General features: G+C 64.5%; 22 protein-coding genes. 13 read left to right on the forward strand and 9 right to left on the reverse strand.

Translation table 11 applies throughout. The features are described 5' to 3' along the window. The first annotated feature begins 10 nt into the window (after positions 1–10). The 6 genes from ABIA96_RS21645 to ABIA96_RS21670 all read left to right on the forward strand — a co-directional run bounded on the left by ABIA96_RS21645 (position 11) and on the right by ABIA96_RS21670 (position 6,982). Entirely contained in the window at positions 11–793 is a 783-nt protein-coding gene (locus ABIA96_RS21645; protein ID WP_354139079.1) for a succinate dehydrogenase iron-sulfur subunit, read from the forward strand. 196 nt (positions 794–989) lie between these two features. Beyond that, positions 990–3,143 (forward strand): hybrid sensor histidine kinase/response regulator family protein, encoded by a 2,154-nt coding sequence (locus ABIA96_RS21650; protein ID WP_354139080.1) that lies wholly within the window; start codon positions 990–992, stop codon positions 3,141–3,143. 117 nt (positions 3,144–3,260) lie between these two features. Then, positions 3,261–4,085 carry an FkbM family methyltransferase gene (locus ABIA96_RS21655; RefSeq protein ID WP_354139081.1) on the forward strand — a complete coding sequence of 275 codons (825 nt, stop codon included), beginning with the start codon at positions 3,261–3,263 and terminating at the stop codon, positions 4,083–4,085. A 21-nt stretch (positions 4,086–4,106) separates the two neighbouring features. Next, positions 4,107–4,493 carry a VOC family protein gene (locus tag ABIA96_RS21660; RefSeq protein WP_354139082.1) on the forward strand — a complete coding sequence of 129 codons (387 nt, stop codon included), beginning with the start codon at positions 4,107–4,109 and terminating at the stop codon, positions 4,491–4,493. 72 nt (positions 4,494–4,565) lie between these two features. After that, positions 4,566–4,808 carry a hypothetical protein gene (locus ABIA96_RS21665; protein WP_354139083.1) on the forward strand — a complete coding sequence of 81 codons (243 nt, stop codon included), beginning with the start codon at positions 4,566–4,568 and terminating at the stop codon, positions 4,806–4,808. A gap of 170 nt (positions 4,809–4,978) precedes the next feature. After that, the gene (locus tag ABIA96_RS21670) at positions 4,979–6,982 is read left to right on the forward strand and encodes an OmpA family protein (RefSeq protein WP_354139084.1); all 2,004 of its coding nucleotides are present in this window, start codon (positions 4,979–4,981) and stop codon (positions 6,980–6,982) included. A 152-nt stretch (positions 6,983–7,134) separates the two neighbouring features. Here ABIA96_RS21670 and argG read toward each other — a convergent pair whose 3' ends face one another. The 6 genes from argG to ABIA96_RS21700 all read right to left on the reverse strand — a co-directional run bounded on the left by argG (position 7,135) and on the right by ABIA96_RS21700 (position 13,005). Next, positions 7,135–8,472, reverse strand: coding sequence for an argininosuccinate synthase (gene argG / locus ABIA96_RS21675; protein WP_354139085.1), 1,338 nt, complete (start codon positions 8,470–8,472; stop codon positions 7,135–7,137). 93 nt (positions 8,473–8,565) lie between these two features. After that, positions 8,566–9,342, reverse strand: a complete 777-nt coding sequence (locus ABIA96_RS21680) for a phosphatase PAP2 family protein (RefSeq protein WP_354139086.1) — start codon at positions 9,340–9,342, stop codon at positions 8,566–8,568. A gap of 56 nt (positions 9,343–9,398) precedes the next feature. Further along, positions 9,399–9,893, reverse strand: coding sequence for a hypothetical protein (locus tag ABIA96_RS21685; protein ID WP_354139292.1), 495 nt, complete (start codon positions 9,891–9,893; stop codon positions 9,399–9,401). 135 nt (positions 9,894–10,028) lie between these two features. Beyond that, entirely contained in the window at positions 10,029–11,231 is a 1,203-nt protein-coding gene (gene rlmN / locus ABIA96_RS21690; RefSeq protein ID WP_354139087.1) for a dual-specificity RNA methyltransferase RlmN, read from the reverse strand. A gap of 201 nt (positions 11,232–11,432) precedes the next feature. Beyond that, positions 11,433–12,059: an invasion associated locus B family protein gene (locus ABIA96_RS21695; protein ID WP_354139088.1), complete on the reverse strand. Its 627-nt coding sequence runs from the start codon at positions 12,057–12,059 to the stop codon at positions 11,433–11,435. A gap of 106 nt (positions 12,060–12,165) precedes the next feature. Then, complete coding sequence (locus ABIA96_RS21700; RefSeq protein ID WP_354139089.1) at positions 12,166–13,005, reverse strand: SDR family oxidoreductase; 840 nt, start codon at positions 13,003–13,005, stop codon at positions 12,166–12,168. Between the two features lie 220 nt (positions 13,006–13,225). Here ABIA96_RS21700 and ABIA96_RS21705 point away from each other — a divergent pair, with 220 nt between their 5' ends. From ABIA96_RS21705 to ABIA96_RS21720, 4 genes are all read left to right on the forward strand, one after another. Further along, positions 13,226–14,200, forward strand: coding sequence for an NADPH:quinone oxidoreductase family protein (locus ABIA96_RS21705; RefSeq protein ID WP_354139090.1), 975 nt, complete (start codon positions 13,226–13,228; stop codon positions 14,198–14,200). A gap of 34 nt (positions 14,201–14,234) precedes the next feature. Next, complete coding sequence (locus ABIA96_RS21710) at positions 14,235–14,396, forward strand: hypothetical protein (RefSeq protein ID WP_354139091.1); 162 nt, start codon at positions 14,235–14,237, stop codon at positions 14,394–14,396. 110 nt (positions 14,397–14,506) lie between these two features. Beyond that, positions 14,507–15,364 (forward strand): hypothetical protein, encoded by an 858-nt coding sequence (locus ABIA96_RS21715; protein WP_354139092.1) that lies wholly within the window; start codon positions 14,507–14,509, stop codon positions 15,362–15,364. An 18-nt stretch (positions 15,365–15,382) separates the two neighbouring features. Then, on the forward strand, positions 15,383–16,537 hold the full coding sequence (locus ABIA96_RS21720; RefSeq protein ID WP_354139093.1) for a TAXI family TRAP transporter solute-binding subunit: 1,155 nt from the start codon (positions 15,383–15,385) through the stop codon (positions 16,535–16,537). 15 nt (positions 16,538–16,552) lie between these two features. Here the strand turns inward: ABIA96_RS21720 and ABIA96_RS21725 are convergent, their stop codons facing one another. Together ABIA96_RS21725 and ABIA96_RS21730 are read right to left on the reverse strand one after the other, a co-directional pair. Further along, the gene (locus ABIA96_RS21725; protein ID WP_354139094.1) at positions 16,553–16,936 is read right to left on the reverse strand and encodes a YkvA family protein; all 384 of its coding nucleotides are present in this window, start codon (positions 16,934–16,936) and stop codon (positions 16,553–16,555) included. A gap of 88 nt (positions 16,937–17,024) precedes the next feature. After that, positions 17,025–17,327 (reverse strand): 4a-hydroxytetrahydrobiopterin dehydratase, encoded by a 303-nt coding sequence (locus ABIA96_RS21730; RefSeq protein ID WP_354139095.1) that lies wholly within the window; start codon positions 17,325–17,327, stop codon positions 17,025–17,027. Positions 17,328–17,478: 151 nt separating this feature from the next. On the opposite strand from ABIA96_RS21730, the gene ABIA96_RS21735 reads away from it, so the two are divergent. Next, a complete protein-coding gene (locus ABIA96_RS21735; protein ID WP_354139096.1) occupies positions 17,479–18,924 on the forward strand; it encodes a TAXI family TRAP transporter solute-binding subunit in 1,446 nt (481 codons plus the stop codon). A 105-nt stretch (positions 18,925–19,029) separates the two neighbouring features. Continuing rightward, positions 19,030–20,577, forward strand: coding sequence for an alkaline phosphatase D family protein (locus ABIA96_RS21740; protein WP_354139293.1), 1,548 nt, complete (start codon positions 19,030–19,032; stop codon positions 20,575–20,577). 17 nt (positions 20,578–20,594) lie between these two features. On the opposite strand, the gene ABIA96_RS21745 is transcribed toward ABIA96_RS21740, so the two are convergent. Beyond that, a complete protein-coding gene (locus tag ABIA96_RS21745; protein WP_354139294.1) occupies positions 20,595–20,978 on the reverse strand; it encodes a response regulator in 384 nt (127 codons plus the stop codon). Positions 20,979–21,163: 185 nt separating this feature from the next. Here ABIA96_RS21745 and ABIA96_RS21750 point away from each other — a divergent pair, with 185 nt between their 5' ends. Continuing rightward, positions 21,164–21,940 (forward strand): Crp/Fnr family transcriptional regulator, encoded by a 777-nt coding sequence (locus ABIA96_RS21750; protein ID WP_354139097.1) that lies wholly within the window; start codon positions 21,164–21,166, stop codon positions 21,938–21,940. The last annotated feature ends 117 nt before the right edge of the window (positions 21,941–22,057 follow it).

The following is a 22,057-nucleotide window of genomic DNA, read 5'->3' on the forward strand; positions in this document are numbered from 1 at the left end:
CCTTATCGAAATGGTTGAATTCGCACTTCCGAAGAACTCCAAGATCACCGGCGGCAAGACCTGGCCGAAGCCCGCGGGCGCGACCGAATTTCGCGAATTCCGCGTCTATCGCTGGAATCCGGACGATGGCAAGAATCCCAGCGTCGACACCTATTACATCGACACCCATGATTGCGGTCCGATGGTGCTGGACGGCCTGATCTGGATCAAGAACCACATCGATCCGTCGCTGACCTTCCGCCGCTCATGCCGCGAAGGCGTCTGCGGCTCCTGCGCCATGAACATCGACGGCCAGAACACGCTCGCGTGCACACGCTCGATGCACGACGTGAAGGACGGCGCGGTGAAGATCAATCCGTTGCCGCACCAGCCGGTGGTGAAGGACCTGGTCCCCGATCTGACCAATTTCTACGCGCAGTACGCCTCGATCGAACCGTGGCTGAAGACGACCTCGCCGACGCCGCAGAAGGAATGGAAGCAGAGCCACGAGGACCGTGAGAAGCTCGACGGCCTCTACGAGTGCATCCTCTGCGCCTGCTGCTCGACCTCGTGCCCGAGCTATTGGTGGAACAGCGACCGCTATCTCGGCCCCGCCGCGCTGCTCCAGGCCAACCGCTGGGTGTCCGATTCGCGCGACGAGGCCACCGGCGAGCGGCTCGACAATCTCGAGGATCCGTTCCGGCTCTATCGCTGCCACACCATCATGAACTGCGCCAAGGCCTGCCCGAAGGGCCTGAACCCGGCGGAAGCCATCGCAGAGCTCAAGCTCAAGATGGTCGAGCGCCAGATCTAGGCGCATTGGCGCATTCCATGCTGCGATTCCGGGCCAAAATGCCCGGGACGTTCCGCCATTTGGACGATTTCGGGTAAAATTTACTCATCCCGCGTCGCGAGCGACTCGCGAAACTACAACCTCCGGTTCCCGACACAAGCCGCTTCCTTCCCGGCGTAAAATTCAAGTAAGCTCTGGTCGGGGGACCGGAGCGACCGTGCAGGGCGCGCAACGCAATTCTCTGAGACTGTTGCAGTGGATGATGGCCGCATCCCTGGCGCTGCCGATTGCGCTGTTCGCCATCGCCTCCACGATTTCGTACAATTCGACGCTCGACATCGCCGATCGCGAGATCGGGCGCTCGCTCGATGTCGCGCATGAGCACGCGCTCAAGGTGTTCGAGACCATTGATCGCAGTCTGGCCGAGATCAACGAGGTCGTGCGAGACCTTCCCGACGACGTGATCCGGTCGCGAGAACCTGCGCTGCACAGGCGCCTCAAGCAGCTGACCGAAGCGCTGCCGCAGCTCAAATCGGCCTGGATCTTCGATGCGAACGGAAAGTCGCTGGTCAACAGCCTGGCGTCACCGCCGCCGGAGCTGAGCTTTGCCGACCGCGACTACTTCTATGCCCATGTCGACCAGAGCATCGGCACCTTCATCGGTGTCTCGCTGACGCCGCGCCGGCCCTATCTGGGCGCGCGCTTCTTCGGCATGAGCCGCCGCCGCGAGTCCGACGACGGCAGCTTCACCGGCGTGATTCAGGCGTCCGTGCTGCCGGAATATTTCGAGAGCTTTTATGCCCGGATCGGCGCCGACCCCGGAAGCTTCTTCGCAATGGGACGCACCGACGGCGTGCTGCTGGCGCATTTCCCGCGGCTCGACCGCGAGATCCGGCTCGATCCGAACGGTCTGGTCGGCCGGACCATCGCAGCCCATCCCGACCATGGGCTCATCACCATCGCCTGGCCCTCGGACGGTATCGAGCGGCGCATCGGCTACAGGCGCGTCGCCGAATATCCGATCTACGTCAGCGCCGGCCTCGAGACCTCGGCGATCCGCGCGCGCTGGCTCGCCACCATGAGCCAGCATCTGGTGTTCGGCGTTCCCGCGACCGCACTGCTGTTCATCCTGCTCGCCTTCGCTTTCCGGCGCACCCAGCATCTCCAGACCGAGGCTGCAAGACGGCGCGAGGCCGAGGAGGCGCTCAAGCACAGCCAGCGGCTGGAAGCGTTGGGCCAGCTCACCGGTGGTGTCGCGCACGATTTCAACAACCTCCTCACCGTGATCCGCGCCTCCGTCGACCTCCTGAACCGGCCGCAACTGAGCGAGGAGCGGCGGCAGCGCTACATCAAGGCGATCGCGGAGGCCGTCGCACGCGCGACCAAGCTGACCTCGCAGCTGCTGGCCTTTGCGCGGCGCCAGACCTTGAAGCCCGAAGTGTTCGACGTCGGCGATCGCATGCAGTCGCTGCGCGACATGCTCGCCACGCTGCTTGGAGCGGCGATTGAGATCGACATGAGGCCGCCGGCCGAACCCTGCTTCGTCAACGCCGATGCCGGCCAGTTCGAGACCGCCCTGATCAACATGGCGACCAATGCCCGCGACGCCATGCAGGGCAAGGGCCGGATCGTCTTCACGGTGCACGCGGCGGCAACCGTTCCTGATACGCTCGCGCACCTTTCAGGGAGCCAGACCTTGAAAAGTCCCGGCTTCGTCTGCGTCGCCGTCAGCGATAGCGGCATCGGCATTCCCGCCGCACAATTGGGACGCATCTTCGAACCGTTCTTCACCACAAAGCAGGTCGGCCAAGGCACCGGCCTCGGCCTGTCGCAGGTGTTCGGCTTTGCCCGCCAATCCGGCGGCGAGGTGACGGTCATGAGCGAAGTCGGCCAGGGCAGCACCTTCTCGCTCTATCTGCAGCGCGTGCCGGCGGATCTCCTGCCCCGAAGCCAGGCGCCGACCACGGCTCCGGCCGTCGTCGGCAGCGGCATATCGGTGCTGGTCGTCGAGGACAATGTCGAGCTCGGCAATTTCGCCACCGACGGGCTGACGGAGCTCGGCTACAGCATCACGCTGGTCGACAATGCCACCGACGCTCTCTCCCAGCTGGCCAGCGACGCGGATCGTTTCGACGTCGTATTCTCCGACGTCGTCATGCCGGGAATGACGGGGCTCGATCTCGCACAGGCGATCCGCGATCGCGGCATCGGCGTGCCGATCGTGCTGACCACGGGCGACAGCCAGGCCCTCTCCCAGGACGGAGTCGCCGGCTTCGAACTCGTGCAAAAGCCCTATTCAATCGAGGAGCTGTCGCGGGTCCTGCGCCAAGCGGCGCGGCTCAAACGGGTGCGCGACGGCGCCGCGGAATAGCGCCATGGTGTAGCCCGGATGGAGCGCAGCGCAATCCGGCTGCATTCCTTCGCCGCAACATTGGAGTCCCCGGCAAAACCGGCTATGCATGCGCCGCCTGCAACGAGGATCGCCTGCTTGACGCCAGACAACGCCCTTTCGTCCGCGCCGTTCGGTGCGTTTGCGCCGAACGCAGCACAGGCCGCGATCATTCGCCTCGCGCAAGGATCGGGGCTGAAGCGCGGCGCCTTCCGCCCGTGGATGTCGCGACTGGTCAATCTGCTGCGTAGCGGCCCGGTCGACGTGCAGTATCAGGGCGCCGCGTTCCGCTTCTATCACCAGGGCAGTGCGACCGAACGCGGCGCGCTGTTCAATCCCGACTACAATCTCGATGAGCTCGATTTCCTGCGCCGGCACACGCAGGCCGGCGGCACGTTCGTCGATGTCGGCGCCAATGTCGGCACCTTCGCGTTGGTGATGGCGCGGCACGTCGGCACCAATGGCAAGGTGGTCGCGATCGAGCCGCATCCGCTGACGTTTGGACGGCTCTCGTTCAATCATGCCGCATCGAACGCGATGCAGGTGCGCCTGGTGCAGGCCGCCGCGGGCGACAGCGACGGCGAGCTGATGATCGAAAGCGGCGGCGGCAATCTCGGCGCCACTCACGTCGTCACCGGCACGGCCAGCGCCGAGGCGATCAAGGTGCCGTCGCTGCGGCTGACGCGCATTTTGGAAGAGGCTGGCGTCACCCAGGTCGATTCGCTCAAGATCGACGTCGAGGGTTTTGAGGACCGCGTGCTGATCGGCTTCTTCCGCGACGCGCCGCCATCGCTGTGGCCGCACGCAGTGGTGATCGAGCATCTGTCACAAAGCGAATGGCGAGAGGATTGTATCGCTGACATGATCGCGCGCGGTTTTACGATCGCGCGCAAAACACGAAGCAATACGTTCCTGTCACGCTGACGACGAACCACGGAGGTTGCGATGATCGATCATTTGGGTTTCTCCGTCTCCGACTACGAGGCCGCGAAGGCGTTCTACAGCAAGGCCCTGGCGCCGCTCGGCTACAGCCTGATCATGGAGGTGACGCAGGAGCAGACCGGCCACGATCCGGCCGCAGGTTTCGGCGCCGACGGCAAGCCGGATTTCTGGATCGGTGGCGAAGGCGGGCTGAACAAGCCGGTGCATGTCGCGATCCTCGCGAAAGATCGCGCGACTGTCGACGCCTTCTACACGGCTGCGATGGCCGCCGGCGGCCGCGACAACGGGGCGCCCGGCCTTCGTCCCCATTATCACGCGAACTATTACGGCGCCTTTGTGCTCGATCCCGACGGCCACAACATCGAGGCCGTTTGTCACGCCCCGGAATAGCACGGCGCCACGGGGAACATCGGCTCGGCATCATCGTTGTCGTCCTCCTGACAACTGATCCTTGTGATGCCGATGCCGATCGAACCGCCCGAGATACCGCCATCGACACCCGGTACGCCCACCGAGCCGCCGCCCGGAATTCCGCCGGGCAATCCGCAACCTGAAATTACGCCGCCGGTGCGCGAGCCCGGCGAATCACCGCGGCCGGATGAATTGCCGGGCCGCGTGCCCGAAGAGATTCCATCGCGTGGACCGAACGGTCCGCTCGCGCCAAATCCGGCGACGGATGCCAATTCGTCGCAGGGTCACATGTGAGGCGATTGCAAGATGGGCCTGAACACGCAATGAACGTTGTTCTTGTGACATGATTTGCATGCAGAAATAAATCGCGACGCGATGTCTTCGCTCGCCACAATCCGGCCTAACGCGTAGCGGCTCATCACCCGACTTCACTTGTCAAAGAACCTTCCGGGGAATTTCACGACATGACCAATCTTCGCTTCGTGCTGCTTGCCACGACCGCTCTGACCGCGATGCAAATCGCAAGCTCCGCATCGCATGCGCAAAGCGCGCCGCCGCTCGTGGTCGCGCAGGCCCAGCCAGAGCTGGGCCCTGACGGAAAACCGAAGCAGCCTCCCAAGGAAGCGCCGAAGGGACCGCCGCCCGCAGCGCGTCCGGCACCACCGGCTGCACCGCCGCCCGCCGCTCCCACGCGTCCGGTCGCACCGCCGCCTGCGGCTGCCCCGCCGCATCCGCCCGCTGCACCCCCGCCGGCTGCCGCGCCGGCACGTCCGACGCCGCCGGCTCTGCCGCCCGCGACCCATCAGGCGCCCCCGCCGACGCCTGCTGCGCCCAAGCCGCCGACGCCGCCTCCGGCAGCGGCTCCGCAGCAGCATGCACCGACTCCGCTGCCTCCTCCGGCAGCAGCCCCGCAGCGGCATGCACCGGCTCCGCTGCCGCCCCCGGCAGCACCGGCGCGTCCAGCGACCCCGCCGACACATCCGCCTGCTGCAGCCGCGCCGCCTGCAGCGGCCCCTGCGGCCCGGCCTGCCCCGGCGGCGACGCCCGCTCCGACCGCAACGCCCACACCGTCGCCCGCAGCGCCGGCAGCTCGTCCGGCGACGCCTCCGGCTCCAACAACCACACCCGCGCCGACCGCAACGCCGGTGCCTGGCGCACGGCCGCCCGGACGGCCCGGCGCTCCGCCGGCTGCAGGAACACCGGCTCCAGGTGCCGCTCCGGCCCCGATCGCGCCGCCGCCTCCTGGACGTCAGGGTGGAACGCCACCCGCGGGCGCGCCCGCTGCCGGAACACCGCCTGCGGCGCCGCAGGCAGGTGCCGTGCCGCGTCCCCCGGCACCGCCGCCCGGTGTCGCTGCACCGACCGTCGTCCCTGCGACGCCAGCCGCAGCACCGCCGCCGAACAAGGCGCAATACGCCCCGCCGACGGTCGCACCGGCCTTCCGCGCCGCGCCGACGGTTGCCGCTCCGCTACCGCCGCCGCCGCGTCCGCAGCAGCGTGACCTGACGCCGCTTGCGATCGGTGCAGGCGTGGTCGCCGGCGCCGTGATCGGCGCCACCATCGCCGACTACCGCAATCAGCGGCACGAAGTCGTCGAAGGCGGTCGCACCATCTACACCGAGCCGGATCGCATCATCGTCCGCGACCCCGGCGGGCAGGAATACGTCCGCGGCAACGATCTCTATCGCTTCCGCTACGGCGCCCGTGACATCCGCACCGAGACTGTCGGCGGCGAGACCCGCACCGTCGTGATCCGCCCCGATGGCACCGAGATCATCACGGTGGTCGGTCCGGACGGGAGCTTGATGCGCCGTATCCGCAGAGACCAGCGCGGACGCGAGCTCGTCATCATCGACAACAGCTACCGCGATCCGCGCGCGGTCGGCGGCTTCTATGTCGACGTGCCGCCGCCAGTCGTGAGCATCCCCTACGATCGCTACATCGTCGACGCCCAGGAGGCGTCGCCGCAGGTGATCTACGACACGATGCGGGCCCCGCCTGTGCAGCGGATCGATCGGCGCTACTCGCTCGACGAGATCCGCTACTCGCCGAACGTCCGCATGGCGATGCCGAGCATCGACGTCAACACGATCAACTTCGAGACGGGATCGTGGACCATTCCGCCGGACCAGGCGACGCGGTTGCAGGTGATCGCCGACGGTATCAACCAGGCGATCCAGGCCAACCCGCAGGAGGTATTCCTGATCGAGGGCCACACCGATGCGGTCGGCAACGACGTCGACAATCTGTCGCTGTCGGATCGCCGGGCGCAGGCCGCGGCCGAATTGCTGACCCAGCAGTTCAATGTGCCCGCGGAGAACCTGACGTCCCAGGGCTACGGCAAGCAATACCTGAAGGAGCAGACGGACGGCCCGAGCCTCATCAACCGGCGCGTCACCGTCCGCCGCATCACACCGCTGCTCAACGGCGGTCAGGCCAACGCGGCACCGCCTCCGCCGCGCCAGTAAGACCTTCGCAAAGGAAAAATGGCCGGGAGCGATCCCGGCCATTTTTGTTTTCCGTCATTGCGAGGAGCGAAGCGACGAAGCAATCCAGACTGCCCCGCGGAAAGATTCTGGATTGCTTCGCTTCGCTCGCAATGACGAAGGAGACTACGGCACTAACCCTTGTCGCTCTCAAGCCGGAAAATCTGCGAGCCTTCGCTGCCCGAGAGCAGACCGGTGTCGCTGTAGAGCTTCAGCTTGGTCCGCGTGTCGGCGATGTCGAGATTGCGCATGGTGAGCTGGCCGATGCGGTCGGCCGGCGAGAAGGCAGCGTCCTCGACCTTCTCCATGCTGAGCCGCTCCGGCGCATAGGTGAGGTTTGGGCTTTCGGTATTCAAAAGCGAATAGTCGTTGCCGCGGCGGAGCTCCAGCGTGACCTCGCCGGTGACGGCGCGCGCGACCCAGCGCTGTGCGGTCTCGCGCAGCATCAAAGCCTGCGAGTCGAACCAGCGGCCCTGATAGAGCAGACGGCCGAGACGCATGCCGCTGATGCGATACTGCTCGATCGTATCCTCGTTGTGGATGCCGGTGACGAGGCGCTCATAAGCGATGTGCAGCAGCGCCATGCCCGGTGCCTCGTAGATGCCGCGGCTCTTGGCCTCGATGATGCGGTTCTCGATCTGGTCGCTCATGCCGAGGCCGTGGCGGCCGCCGATGGCGTTGGCTTCGAGGAACAGCGCAACGGGATCGCCAAAAGTCTGGCCGTTCAGCGCGACCGGCTGGCCCTCCTCGAAACGCACGACGACCTTCTCGGCCTTGACGTTGCAGTCGTCACGCCAGGACGGCACGCCCATGATCGGGTTGACGATCTTGATGCCGCTGTCGAGGCTTTCGAGATCCTTGGCCTCGTGCGTGGCGCCGAGCAGATTGCTGTCGGTCGAATACGCCTTCTCCGCGCTCATCTTGTAGGCGAAGCCTTGCGCCGTCATGAACGCCGACATCTCGGCGCGGCCGCCGAGCTCGTCGATGAACTGCTGGTCGAGCCAGGGCTTGTAAATGCGCAGGCCCGGATTGGTCAGCAGGCCGTAGCGGTAGAAGCGCTCGATGTCGTTGCCCTTGAAGGTCGAGCCGTCGCCCCAGATGTTGACGCCGTCTTCCTTCATCGCCGCGACCAGCATCGTGCCGGTCACCGCGCGCCCGAGCGGCGTGGTGTTGAAATAGGTGATGCCGCCGGTCGAGATATGGAAGGCACCCGACTGAATCGCGGCGATGCCTTCGTGAACCAGTTGCGTGCGGCAGTCGACGAGCACGGCCTTCTCGGCGCCGAACGCCTCCGCCTTGCGCGGGATCTCGTTGTAATCGGCCTCATCCGGCTGGCCGAGATTGGCGGTATAGGCGTAGCAGCGCGCGCCCTTCTGCTTCATCCAGAGCAGCGCCGCGCTGGTGTCGAGGCCGCCCGAAAATGCGATGCCGACTTTCTCACCCTTGGGGAGGCTTTTCAGGATCGTGGTCATGGCGCTTCCAATCGGGGCTTAGGGGCTGATGGCAGGGCGTGGTTTGACCGCGCGAATATCAAATTTCGCGGGGCTCGGCACGCATTTAATGGCTCAAATCGACGGCGCGGGGCCCGTCTTGCCGCCGAACAGGCGCCGGCGGAGCCGGTAGGCGGGCATGTTCAGCCGGGTCAGCGCGGCATCGACCGCCTCGTCCGAAAACCGGGTGCGCGCCCAGCGGTAGATCAGCGCGTAGCCGAACCAGATCACGACGAAGGTGACGAGACCGGCGGTCGCGACATCGGTGAAGAAATGACCGCCGAAGGCCATGCGGAGCCCGCTGGTCGCGGCGCCGAACACCAATGCGCCAGCATAGGTGAGCGGCCGCCATGCGGGCGGTGCGAGCGCGGCCGGCGCCAGCGTCCAGAACGCCGTCGCCCCCTCGCCCGAGAAGAACGAGCAATTGCGCGCACAATCACCGCGCGGATCCCACCACGCCACGAACTGCTGGTCGCCGGCAAACTGCGTCACCACCACCGGCCGCGGCCGGCCCCAATAGGTCTTGAAGGTGAGGTTGGTGAGAATGCCAGCCGACAGGATGATCGTGACCAGCAGGAACACGATCGCACGCCCCGACACCATCAAGGGACGATCGGGCCTGATCATCTTGACCACGAGCGCGACCAGCGACGGCAGCACGAAAGCCCAGGAGACCCACATCGCAGCGTCACGCGCGAAGCCGGCCCAGACTTTCAGCTTGAGCGGAAAGGTTTTGGTATCAGGGTCGAAGAACAGCGCGGCGAGCTTGAGATCGAGCTCGGGATAGAGGCCGAAAACGACGCCGATCACGAGCCACAGCGCCAGGGCGATGAAGAGTCCGGTACGGTTCATGGCGCGCGGTTTAGCGGAGTGAGGCTGGGATGAAAACCCTGGAATGACAGCACGAACTACCCCGCGTCCGGCCTTGAATTCGACGGCAGCGGCGGGGGCGGCTTTTGCGGGAGCGGCCGATCGCGCCAGGCGCCGGCATTGCGGCCCGCGATCAGCCAGTAGACGAAGCCGGCGACGATGCCCGCACCGGTCATGATCTCCAGATGACGCCGCACGATGCCCTCGAATTGCAACGTGTCGGAGTGGAAGGGAACGAGGCCGAGATAACAGGCGAGCCCGACGAGGCCGCCGCCGACGGCATAGGCCAGCGCGCTGCGGATATAGAGCGCCTCCGTGATCGCGGCGATCAGCATCGCCGGCACCAGTGCGAAACCCGAGACGAAGATGAAGCCGAAGCCGAGCAGGATGTCGATCGTGCCCTGATCGACGGGACCGGCGCCGAGATCGGAAAATTCCGGAAACAGCAGCGCACCGACGACGATCATGCCGGCGACGAAGCAGGCGACGAGAAAACCGATGAAGATGACGATGAGGCGGCCGATCAGGGACATGACGCGAAAGCCGCCGTAGTCGTCATTGCGAGGAGCGTAGCGACGAAGCAATCCAGGCTGCCGCCGCGGAAAATTTCTGGCTTGCTTCGCTGCGCTCGCAATGACGAGGATGCGAGAGTGCGGGCGCGCATCAACTCAATCCGTTATCGCCATGGCGCGGAGCGCCTGGCGTTCGCTTGCGGAGAGCTTTTCGGTCTCCGACTTCAGCTGGCCGCACGCCGCAAGGATGTCGCGGCCGCGCGGGGTGCGCACCGGCGAAGAATAGCCGGCGTTGAAAATGTATTCGGAGAATTCTTCGATCTGATCCCAGTCCGAGCATTCATAGGCCGTGCCGGGCCAGGGATTGAACGGGATCAGATTGATCTTGGCGTGAATGCCCTTGAGCATCTTGACCAGCAGCTTGGCGTCGTCGAGCGAATCGTTGACGCCCTTGAGCATCACATATTCGAAGGTGATGCGGCGCGCATTGGAGGCACCGGGATAGTCGCGGCAGGCCTGCAGCAGCTCCTTGATCGGATATTTGCGGTTGAGCGGCACCAGCTCGTTGCGCAGCTCATCGCGCACCGCATGCAGCGAGATCGCGAGCATGACGCCGATCTCCTCGCCGGCCCGCACGATGTTCGGCACCACGCCCGAGGTCGACAGCGTGATGCGACGCCGGGAGATGCCGATGCCTTCATTGTCGCCGACGATCAGCAACGCATCGCGCACCGCGTCGAAATTGTAGAGCGGCTCGCCCATGCCCATCATCACGATATTGGTGACGCGGCGCGTGCCGTCCTCGCGATCGGCCCAATCATTGAGGCGATCGCGCGCGACCATGATCTGGCCGACGATCTCGCCGGCGGTGAGGTTCCGCACCAGGCGCTGCGTGCCAGTGTGACAGAACGAGCAGTTCAGCGTGCAGCCCACCTGCGAGGAGACGCAGAGCGTGCCGCGATCGGTTTCGGGGATGTAGACGCACTCGACTTCATGCGCCTTCTCGACATTGTCGCCGCTCGGCAGCCGCAGCAGCCACTTGCGGGTGCCGTCGTTGGAAATCTGCTCAGCCACGACTTCGGGCCGGTCGACAGTGAAGTGCTGGGCGAGCTCGGCGCGAATGCCCTTCGAGACCGAGGTCATATCGTCGAAGCTTTGGGCGCCGCGGAAATACAGCCAGTGCCACAACTGCTGCACGCGCATCTTGCGCTGCGCGGGTGCGACGCCGATCTCGCCGAGGCGATCGGCAAGCTCGCTACGCGACAGGCCGATCAGCGACGGCTTCGCCGGCGGCACATAGGTTTCGAGCGGAGTCTTCTCCACCAGGATTGCGTCGTGCGGCTCGGTCGTCGGTTGCATCGATAGGCCTGATATCTCTCTTCATGCCCGGGCTTGTCCCGGGCATCCGCGTTCTTTTCGCCCGTTGTCAGCGCGTGGATGGCCGGGACGTTTGGTGCGAAGACGCGCTTCGCGCTTTGGCCCGGCCATGACGACTGAAATTGTGGAACCGCCCCTATATAGCAACCGGAACGGCCGATTGCGACCTTCTCGACCGCAGCCTTAACGCCTGCAATCCTGCGCAATCCGGTCGAGCGCCTGGGCGAGGCCCTTCAGCGAGAACGTGTCGGTGGTCTCTGTTCCCTTGGCCGAGACCCCCTTGACCACGAGATCGGCGGATTTGCGCATGGCCTCGACCATCCGCTCTTCCTCGGCCGCATTCTTGATCCAGAGGCCGTCGCCCTGCGTGTACATCGCAAACGTAGCGCCGCCGACCTCGACCGAGGATTCCGAGCCCGGCTTCAGCGCATAGCCGATCATGACCGAGACTTCATTGTTCACCTTCTCCGCCGGCCGGGTGGAAACGAAGGCATAGGCGGGATCGCGCGGCCTGTTCGGCGGGTTGGTCTTGGACGATGAGGGCTTCGCCAGCGCGAAGCAGACCTTCTTGCCATTGGGCGCGGCCGAATAGGCGCCCCAAGTGCCGAACTGGCCGATCAGGGTCGGCTCAGCGCCGCCCGCAACCGCCGCGGGCAGGGCGGCTGGCTTGCTCTCGGGCTTGGCTGCCGTCTTCGCAGCCGGCTTTGCCGCAGCCTTCGGCGCCGGTTGCGCAGTCTGCGCCCGTGCGGAATCAGTGATTCCGCTGGCCGCCACGCCAGTCATCAAAGCTAAAATCAGCACCCGCCACATGCTGGAGTGGTTCCCTCAATATTGTGACTGGAAGATGGCCCGGCCGTGCTTTGTCCCCGTCGCAGGGATAGCCGGGAAAGTCCAATTTGGGAAGGCAGTTAGCGGGTCAACCTTTGGATCGCGCGGCGCGTTGCTCGGACCATTGTGCATCGGTCCAGCGCAACAAATCTTCAGCACCGGAACTGCGCAAATGTGCGCCACCATCGATCACCACCATCTCACCGTTGACGTAGCCGGCGCGGTCCGAGACCAGGAAGCTGGCGAGATCGGCGAGTTCGCTGTGCTCGCCCGTGCGCCCCATCGGGTTGCGCGCGGTCCAGCCTTCGTCGCGGCCCTCTGGGCGAAGCTGGCCCGATGCGCCGGCGGTCGGGAACGGCCCCGGCGCGATCGCGACGGTGCGGATGCCCTTCGGACCCCACTCTACCGCAAGACTTTTGGTCATCGCCAGCACTGCCGATTTCGCCATCGCTGAAGGAACAGTGAAGGCGCGGCCGGTGATGGTCGAAGTCGAAAGGATCGAGAGCACGACCCCGTTATGCTTTCCATCGATCCAGCGCTTGCCGGCGCCAAGCGTGCAATACATCGCACCATGCAGCGTCGGCGCCAGGATCGCATCGGCCGCGCGGAACGACAGATGCTCGCTCTGCGCAATGAAGGTCGCGGCGGCGTTGTTGACGAGGATGTCGAGCGGCGCCTCGCGCCAGATCGCATCCATCATGCTGTCCACCGCCACACCATCGCGGACGTCGCACGCAATCGTCGTGACCTTGCCGGCGGTCTCTTTGCGCATCTCGTTCGCGGTTGCCTCCAGCCGGTCGAGCTTGCGGCCGCAGATCACGAGTTCGGCGCCGAGCGTGAGGAAACGACGCCCCATTGCGGCACCAAGGCCGGAGCCGCCGCCGGTGACGAGGATGCGCTTATCCCTGAGCAGACCTGTTTCAAACATCGTTTGAATCCTTCTTTTTGTTCTTCGGTCATTGCAAGCGCAGCGAAGCAATCCGGACTATTTCCGTGGTGCGGTTTCCGGATTGCTTCGCTGCGCTCGCAATGACGCAAGGATAGGCCTTCGTGCTGCCCTAGACAAAGAATCTAGATTGTCGGACCGCGGTAAATCCGGCAGAAACGAGCAAACGATAACTCCACCTCGAAACGCCTTAGGTGCCGCCATGAAAGCCATTCTCTGCTCGCAATATTGCCAGCCCGACGATCTCGTGCTCGCCGATGTGCCGGATCCGGTGGCCGGTCCCGGGGAAGCCGTGATCGCGATCAAGGCGGCGGCGCTGAACTTCTTCGACATCCTGATGATTCAGGGCAAATACCAGATCAAGCCGCCGTTCCCGTTCTCGCCGGCGGCCGAAGTGTCGGGCGTGATCGAGAGCATTGGCCCTGGGGTCACTGACCTCAAGGTCGGAGATCGCGTGGTCGCCTCCTGCGGTCACAACGGCGCGCGCGAAAAGATCGCGCTGCCGGCGGCTTCGATCGTGAAGATTCCCGACAATCTCGACTACGACCGCGCGGCCGGCATCATTATCATCTACGGCACAGCGCTGCATGCGCTGGAAGATCGCGCGAGCCCGAAGCCCGGCGAGACGCTCGCGGTGCTGGGTGCTGCCGGCGGCACGGGCTTGGCTGCCTGCGAGCTCGGCAAGCTGATGGGCTTGAAGGTGATTGCTTGCGCCTCGTCGGACGAGAAGCTCGAATTCGCGAAAGCGCATGGCGCCGAACTGACGCTGAACTATGGCAAGGAAGATCTGAAGGAAGGCCTGCGCAAGCTCACCGGCGGCAAGGGCGTCGACATCATCTTCGATCCGGTTGGTGGCGCGTATGCCGAGCAGGCGCTGCGCTCGATCGCTTGGGAAGGCCGCTTCCTCGTGATCGGCTTTGCCGCCGGCGACATTCCGAAGATGCCGCTGAACCTCGCGCTCTTGAAGGGCTGCGACATCCGCGGTGTGTTCTGGGGCGCCTGGACACGGCAGAATCCGGAGAAGAACCGTGCCAATCTCGAGAAGCTCGTGAAGTGGACAGCGGAAGGAAAAATCTCATCGCATGTCGACCGCACTTTCCCGCTGGCGCAAACCGCCGACGCGCTGAAGGTGCTCGCGGGACGCAAGGCCATGGGCAAGGTGATTTTGCATCCGTGAGCGACTGACGCGCGCTCGCCGATGGCGGGCGCCAATGCAGTTTCAAATCGTGTCAATGGCCGGGCTCGTCCCGGCCATTTTCGTTTTCATCCCCTCAACCATCGCGGCCAAAATTGGCGGTGCACTTCGCCGCTTCGCCCCAATCAAACCCAAATATTTCCCAATTCGCGCAAATCGCCGTCGCTTTTTGGGCTGATTCAAACTGCGATTTACCGGTTCCAGTTTGCAGGGCGCTTCTGGACAACAACAAGAAGAGTGGAGCCGGAAAGGCCCCTGCGTTGCGTCAGTAATGGGGAGCATCACACCATGGAGACGACGGCCGACCGTCCGTCCAGGGAGTCGAGGACGTTCGACTCCGATCAAGCCGCATCACGTCCACTTGCCAAATCCTATATCCGTGCGCGTGCCGCACGGGCCGATCTTTTGCCGGACGATCCGGTCCCACTCTTCCTGTCCGACCCGCTCGGGGCGCCGGACCCACGGGAATATGCGCCGCTGGATTTGCGTCCCAGAACCAGGATCGTCCGGCGCGGACTCGTCGTCATTCTGACGGTGTCCACCATCGCGATCCCGGTCACACTGTTTCAGTCCGACCTTCGCCGGCTGTTGACGGCCGCTGCCGGGAGCTCGACCGATGCAGCCGCGCAGCAAGTTGCTGCTCCGGTCAGCCTGCCGGCCGCCCGGCAGACTCCGCTGAAGGATCCCGCCCGTGTGACCAACACGATGCTGGCGAGCGCTGACAGGCAAGAGCTCCCTGCACCGTCGGCGCCGAGCCGCCAGGCGATCGCGACCGCTTACCAGATTGCGTTGCAAGCCCAGGCGCCCGTGCCTGTCGCGGCACAGCCTGTGCCGCCTCCACCAGGCAAGATACTCGACGTCAAGACACTCGACGCCGATACGCTGGCCGGGTTGATGGCGCGTGCGAAGAGCCTCTTGGCCGTCGGCGACATCGCTGCGGCGCGGCTCCTGCTCGAACGCGCGGCGAATGCAGAGGATGCGAGGGCGGCATTTCTGCTGGCACAGACCCATGACCCGGCGGTGCTGGGCACCAGCGACACGCGAAGCGTCGCCGCCGACGCGACGGCCGCGCGTGACTGGTACCGAAAGGCGGCAGCGCTCGGATCGGCAGAGGCGCGCCAGCGCCTCACCCAGTTTCAGAACTAGACATCTTCAGGGGACATCATGCGTAACGCTTTGAGAATGGCGCTTGCCGCCATCATGACGATTTGCGCCTTCGCGGCCCGCGCCGAGCAGACCGAATACGATCCGGCCAAGGTTTCGGACGGTCTGAAGGCCATCTTCCAGTTCGGCTCGAGCTCAACCAAGCAGGCGCTGAACGCCAACACGGTCACGCTGATCACCGGCACGATCGGCGGCACCTATGTGCAGTTCGGCGCCGACCTCACCTCCGTCCTCGACGACGGCAACAAGATCCGCGTGCTGCCGATCGTCGGCCGTGGCTCGGTGCAGAGCGTTGCGGACATTCTGTTCCTGCAAGGCGTCGACCTCGGAATCGTGCGGGCCGATACGCTCGACTATCTCGAACGCAAGGGTTTCGCCAAGGACATCAAGCGGCAGTTCACCTATGTGACCAAGCTCTATAATGAAGAGATGCAGGTGATCGCGCCGAATTCAGTCGCGACGCTGAAAGACCTCGAAGGCAAGACCGTCAGCGTCGACCTGCCGAACGGCGGCACCTTCGTCACCGCACTCACCGTGTTCGAGCGACTCGGGATCAAGGCCAAATTCGTCTATGTCGAGCAGCGCATCGCGATGGAGAAGCTCAAGGCCGGCGAGATCGACGCCGTCATCGTGGTCGGCGGCAAGCCATACAAATCGGTCTCGACCTTCGGCAATGACGGCCGCTTCCATCTGGCGCGCGTGGATTATGCAAAGCCGCTCCAGAGCGACTATCTGCCGGCGACGCTGACCGCCAAGGACTATCCGAATTTGATCAAGGAGGGCGAGAGCGTGGACACGATCGCGGTGCCTGCGGTGCTCGCAGCCTATAATTGGGCGCCCAACACCGAACGCTATCGCAAGCTCGCGCTGTTCGTGGACGCGTTCTTCACGAAATTCCCCGCGCTCCAGAACCCGCCCTTCCATCCCAAGTGGAAGGAGGTATCGCTCGCGGCTCCTCTCGCAGGCTGGAGCAGATTGCCGGTGGCGCAGCAATGGCTCGACCGGCACGGAGTCGAACCGGTGACGCAACAGCGCTTCGAGGCATTCCTGAAGCAGAAGCCGTCAGCCGCAAAGGTGTCCGACGCGGAGAGGGAGACGCTGTTCCGACAATTCCAGGCGTGGGACGCGGAGAAGGCGCGCACAGGGAAGAAGTAGCGAGCCTCTCGTCTCTTATTGCGCGGCTTCCGCCTCATTCACCCCGCGCTTCAGCGCCGCACGGGCGGCTTCGCGGTGCTCTGACGTGATATGGCTGGCGACCATGCGGATGGCGGTGGCGAGCACGGCGGCGTCATCGGTGAAGCCGAGGACGGGCATCACGTCGGGAATGAAATCGAACGGCAGGATGAAATAGGCGATCGCGCCCAGCAGCGACGCCTGGACATGGCGCGGCGTCTGCCGGTCGAAAGCGCAGTAATACGCGGCGAGCAGATCTTCGGCGAATGGCAGATGCGCGACGACGCGCTTCAGCTTGCGCCAGAAGCGGCGGCGCACGCCTTCACGATCTTCCGCGAGCCGATCGGCCGGCTCGAAGCCGACGCTGTGTTCGGCGGCCATTCTTCAAAACTCCCGTTCAGCATCGAGCGGCGGATCGCCGCAGGCATGCTGATCACAACATGGGGATGCAGCCGATCATCGCAAGACGTCAGCCCGGTGTCAGCTTGGCGATAGCATTCATCGCCTTCGCGAGATCGATATCGAGGGCGGTGAGTCCACCCGCATCGTGGGTCGACAGAACCACCTCTACCGTCTTGTAGACATTGCGCCATTCGGGGTGGTGATCCATCTTCTCGGCGACCAGCGCGGCCCGGGTCATAAAGCCGAACGCCTCGTTGAAATCCTTGAAGACAAAGGTCTTCCCGATCCCTTTGCCGTCCTGGACCTCAGCCCAGCCCGGGATACCGCCTAGGGCCTGCTTGCGTGCGTCCGCCGATAGCCGCTCTGCCATGATCGCCTCCGTTCTCAGGGGAACTTTACCTTAACACCGTGCCTCCCGCCGGGGTTCATACGGGATTTCGCCGATCCGCTAACCATGACGGAGATGTAACCCCGCCGGACAAGAAATTTGCTACAATTGCGGGCGTAAATCGCCGGCCAAGATGAAACTGAGCCTGAAGCGCCTGTTTGGGAGATCGATGACCGGGGACTCGAGCCTGGCCGAAACGCCCTCTCCGCCTTCGCCGCGATCCGCGGCGCGGAAGACGGCGCTCGTGTCTCTGGCGCTGGTGCTCGCAATCGTCGGCGCACTGGCCGGCGGCTACTATTTCGCGATGCGGCCGGTGACGCTGAAGATCGCGGTCGGTCCCGCCAATAGCGACGACCTCAAGGTGGTGCAGACACTGACGCAGGCCTTCGCGCAGAGCAAAGGCATCGTGCGGCTGCGCCCGATCCAGACCGAGGGCGCCACCGCCAGCGCGAATCTGCTAGCGGAGGGCAAGGCGGATCTCGCCATCGTGCGCGGCGATCTCGATGTCCCCAAGAACGCGCAAGCCGTCGCGACGCTGCGCAAGAACGTCGTGGTGCTGTGGTCCGTGCCCGGCAAGGGCAAGAAGAAGGGCGCGAAGATCACCAAGATCGCGCAGCTCGCCGGCCATCGCGTCGGCGTGGTCGGTAAGACGCAGGCCAACGTCAATCTGCTCAAGGTGATCCTGCAGCAATACGGCCTCGATCCCGCCAAAGTCGAGATCGTGCAATTCCCGGCGAGCGAAGTCGCCGAAGCGATCAAGGCGCAGAAGGCGGATGTCTATCTCGCGGCCGGCCCCGTCAACAGCAAGATCACCTCGGACGCGATTGCCGCCTCCGCCAAGGATGGCGGCTCGCCGATATTCCTCGCCATCGATTCGGCGGATGCGATCGCGCAGAACCATCCGGTCTACGAGGCGTCGGAAATTCCTGCCGGTACTTACGGCGGCTCGCCCTATCGTCCCGACGATGAAGTCAAGACCATCAGCTTCTCGCACCACATCGTGGCGCGCAAAGGCCTGTCCGAGACCACGGTCGCAGCCTTCACCCGGCAGCTGTTCGCCGTGCGCCAGCAATTGCTGACCGATTTCCCGCAAGCCGCGAAGATCGAAACGCCGGATACGGACAAGGACGCGGTGATCCCCGTGCATCCGGGCGCCGCCGCCTTCGTCGACGGCGAGGAAAAGACCTTCCTCGACAAGTACAGTGATTACATCTGGTGGACTCTGATGGCGCTTTCCGCCACGGGCTCGCTCGGCGCATGGTTCGCGGGCTATTTGAAGAAGGACGAGCGCGACAACAACAGTCATCTGCGCGAACGTCTGCTCGACATGCTCGCCACGGCGCGCAAGAGCGAGACGACCGAAGATCTCGACCAAATGCAGGCCGAGGCCGACGAGATCTTGCGCGACACGCTGCGCTGCTACGATCACGGCGCGATCGAGGACGGCGCGCTGACCGCCTTCAACATCGCGCTCGACCAATTCCACGCCGCGGTCGCCGACCGCAAGGCGGTGCTGTTCAGCCTGCCGCCGAACCTGCAACGCGCCGGCACACAATTCCGGGCCGCCGGCAACGCGTAAGCGTCTGCGCGCGTTATCGCTGCGTCACACAGCTTCAATATAGCTTCGGACTTGATCGTGGCGGCCTTTTGGGCGGTCGTCTCACGCGACATCGAGGCCGTCTTCATGAAGATCAAATTCTCCCGCCGCAATTTCCTCACCACCAGCGCTGGTGCGCTCGGCGCGATCGCGATGCCGCATCTGTCGCGCGCGGCCGACCGGCCTGCGGTCACCCATGGCGTGCAATCCGGCGATGTCACTGTCGACGGCGGCGTGGTGTGGGCGCGCGCCGACCGGCCCGCGCAGATGCTGGTCGAGGTGGCAACGACGGAGTCTTTCAAGGACGCTCGCGCGCTGCCGCCGATCGCAGCGCTACCGGAGAGCGACTTCACCGCGAAGATGCTGGTGGACAATCTTCCGGGTGGTCAGGACATTTTCTACCGCGTCCGCTTCCGCGATCTCTCCCACACCGCCGTCGAGGGCGAGCCGGTGGTCGGCCGCTTCCGCACCGCGCCGGCCGACCGTCGCGACGTCTCCTTCGTCTGGGGCGGCGACGTTGCCGGCCAGGGCTGGGGCATCAATCCCGATGACGGAGGCATGCTTACTTTCGCAGCCATGCAAAAACACCGGCCGGATTTCTTGCTGCATTCCGGCGACACTATCTATGCCGACGGCGTGATCTCCTCCGAGGTGAAACTTGCCGACGGCAAGATCTGGAAGAACGTCACCATCCCTGAGAAGGCCAAGGTCGCCGAGACGCTGGACGAGTACCGCGCGGCGCACAAATACAATTTCACCGACGACAATGTCCGCGCCTTCAATGCCGAAGTACCGATCTTCGTGCAGTGGGACGATCACGAGGTGACCAACAACTGGTCGCTGTCGAAGGATCTGCCGGCGACCTACAAGGTGCGTGACATCTCGCTGCTCGCGGCCCGCGCCGGCCGTGCTTTCCACGAGATGTACCCCATGCGCGAGAGTATCGTTGAGCCGGGCCGGGTCTACCGCAAGATCTCCTACGGCCCGCATCTCGACGTATTCGTGCTCGACGAGCGCAGCTATCGCGGTCCGAACGGCGCCAACCTCGAGACCGACTACGGCCCGGCGAGCTATTTCCTCGGGCCCGCGCAGATGGCCTGGCTGAAGCGCGGCCTGCTCAATTCGCGCGCGACGTGGAAGGTGATCGCGTCCGACATGCCGCTCAGCCTGATCGTTTATGACGATGCGACCAACAAGAAAGGGTCAGAAGCATTCGCGCAAGGCGACGGCCCGGCGCGCGGCCGCGAGCTCGAGATCGCCGACATTCTGCGCTTCATCAAGATGGCGCCTATCAATAACACCGTGTGGCTGACGGCGGACGTGCACTACGCCGCCGCGCATTATTACGATCCGAACAAGGCGCAATTCCAGAACTTCGAACCGTTCTGGGAGTTCGTCTCGGGTCCGCTGCATGCCGGTACGTTCGGCCCGAACGAGCTCGACAACACGTTTGGCCCGGAGGTGCGCTTCGTCAAGGCGCCCGGCCTCGACAAGCAGAACCTGCCGCCCTCCGCCGGCATGCAGTTCTTCGGCCACGTCAAGATCGACGGCGCCTCGGGCCAGATGATTGTGACGTTGCGAGATCGCGCCGACGTCGCGCTGTGGTCGACCACGCTCGACCCGAAATTAATCTGAGCTGACTGGGACGAGCTTTAGGCGCCGCGCCTCTGCAACGCCGCCTCCAGCGCATCGCTGGAGCATGGCTTTTGTAGCCGCGGCCGTGCAGTAAATTGCGGGGGAATACTGGTCTCCGCGCCATAGCCGGTGACAAAGGCGAAGGGAATTTCCAGCGCGGCGAGCCGCTCGGCGATCGCAAAGCTCTTCTCGCGGATCAGCTCGACGTCGAGCAGTGCGAAGTCGGGCGCACGCGTCGCAATCGCATTCAGCGCCTGCGCCACCGAACCCACGGTACGCACGCAGGTCACGCCAAAGCCGAGCAGACGATCCTCGAAATCGATGGCGATGATCGGATCGTCCTCGACGATCAGAACATCGGCAGGGATTTCGGCCGAGCCGTCCTGGGAGGCAGGTATCATGATCCTAGCTGTCGAGGGCTGCATGTTGTCACCGATCAGGACAGCCTCAGCCGACACCTGCGCCCAGCGCATCGGAGAGTTCCCGGAACGAAACTCACCACAGAACAGTTTTGTCGTCTGTCCACATGTGCACACAACGAACGGACGGAACTGGCTAGTGTCGAAAGGAGATCAGGGGATTTGCGATGGACGCGCGTATCAGCAAGGCAACCGAGGTCGACAGCCGACCCGCCAACAATCTGCTGCGGCGCTTGAATCCGGCGGATTATGCGATGCTCGCGCCGCACCTCACCGTTGACGCTGCCGGCCCCAACGAGCTGCTCTACAGTCCCGGTGACAATGTGCAGGTCGCGTACTTTCCTTGCGGGCCGTCGCTCGCGACGTTTCTCGTCCCGAACGAAGACGGTCGCGATGTCGAGACCATTCTGGTCGGCCGCGAAGGCGCGGTGGGCGGCATCGTCAGCGAGGGCTTTCTGCCGGCCTACACCCGCATCTGCGTAAAATTCGGCGGCCCGTTTGCACGCATCAACGTCGGCAGGCTGGAGGCGGCGAAGCTGCGTTCGCCGTCGCTGCGCAATATCTTCGCCCGCTACGCCGACTGCATGCTGGCACAGATTTTCCAGTCGACCGCCTGCAACGCCATCCATTCGATCGAGCAGCGCACGGCCAAATGGATTCTGGCGGCGATGGAGCGGACCGGCGACGAGAACAGCGTGCCGCTGACGCATGAGCAGCTTGCCACATTGCTCGGCGTCGGCCGCAGCTATGCCAGCCGTGTGCTGCAGTCGTTCAAGGCCGAAGGCGTCCTCGAGACGCGGCGCGGCTCGATCCTGGTCCGCAACCGCGACGGCCTGCGGCTGCGCGCCTGCCTCTGCAACGACGCCGTGAAGATGCACTTCGAGGAGGTGCTGCGGGGGGTCTATCCGACCGAGGAGGCGGATCGCAGTCCGGCGCAGGGCTAGTCGGGACGGCCGGGCGGTGAACAATGGGGCCAGTTTGGCCCAAGTCTCCTAACCCCCGGGGATTCCCGGACAAAATTCAGTCAACCAACCCCGAAAGAACGCATTGTTTTTTGGCGT

The organism is Bradyrhizobium sp. LB11.1 (assembly GCF_040549385.1).
In the GTDB taxonomy this organism is placed as follows: domain Bacteria; phylum Pseudomonadota; class Alphaproteobacteria; order Rhizobiales; family Xanthobacteraceae; genus Bradyrhizobium.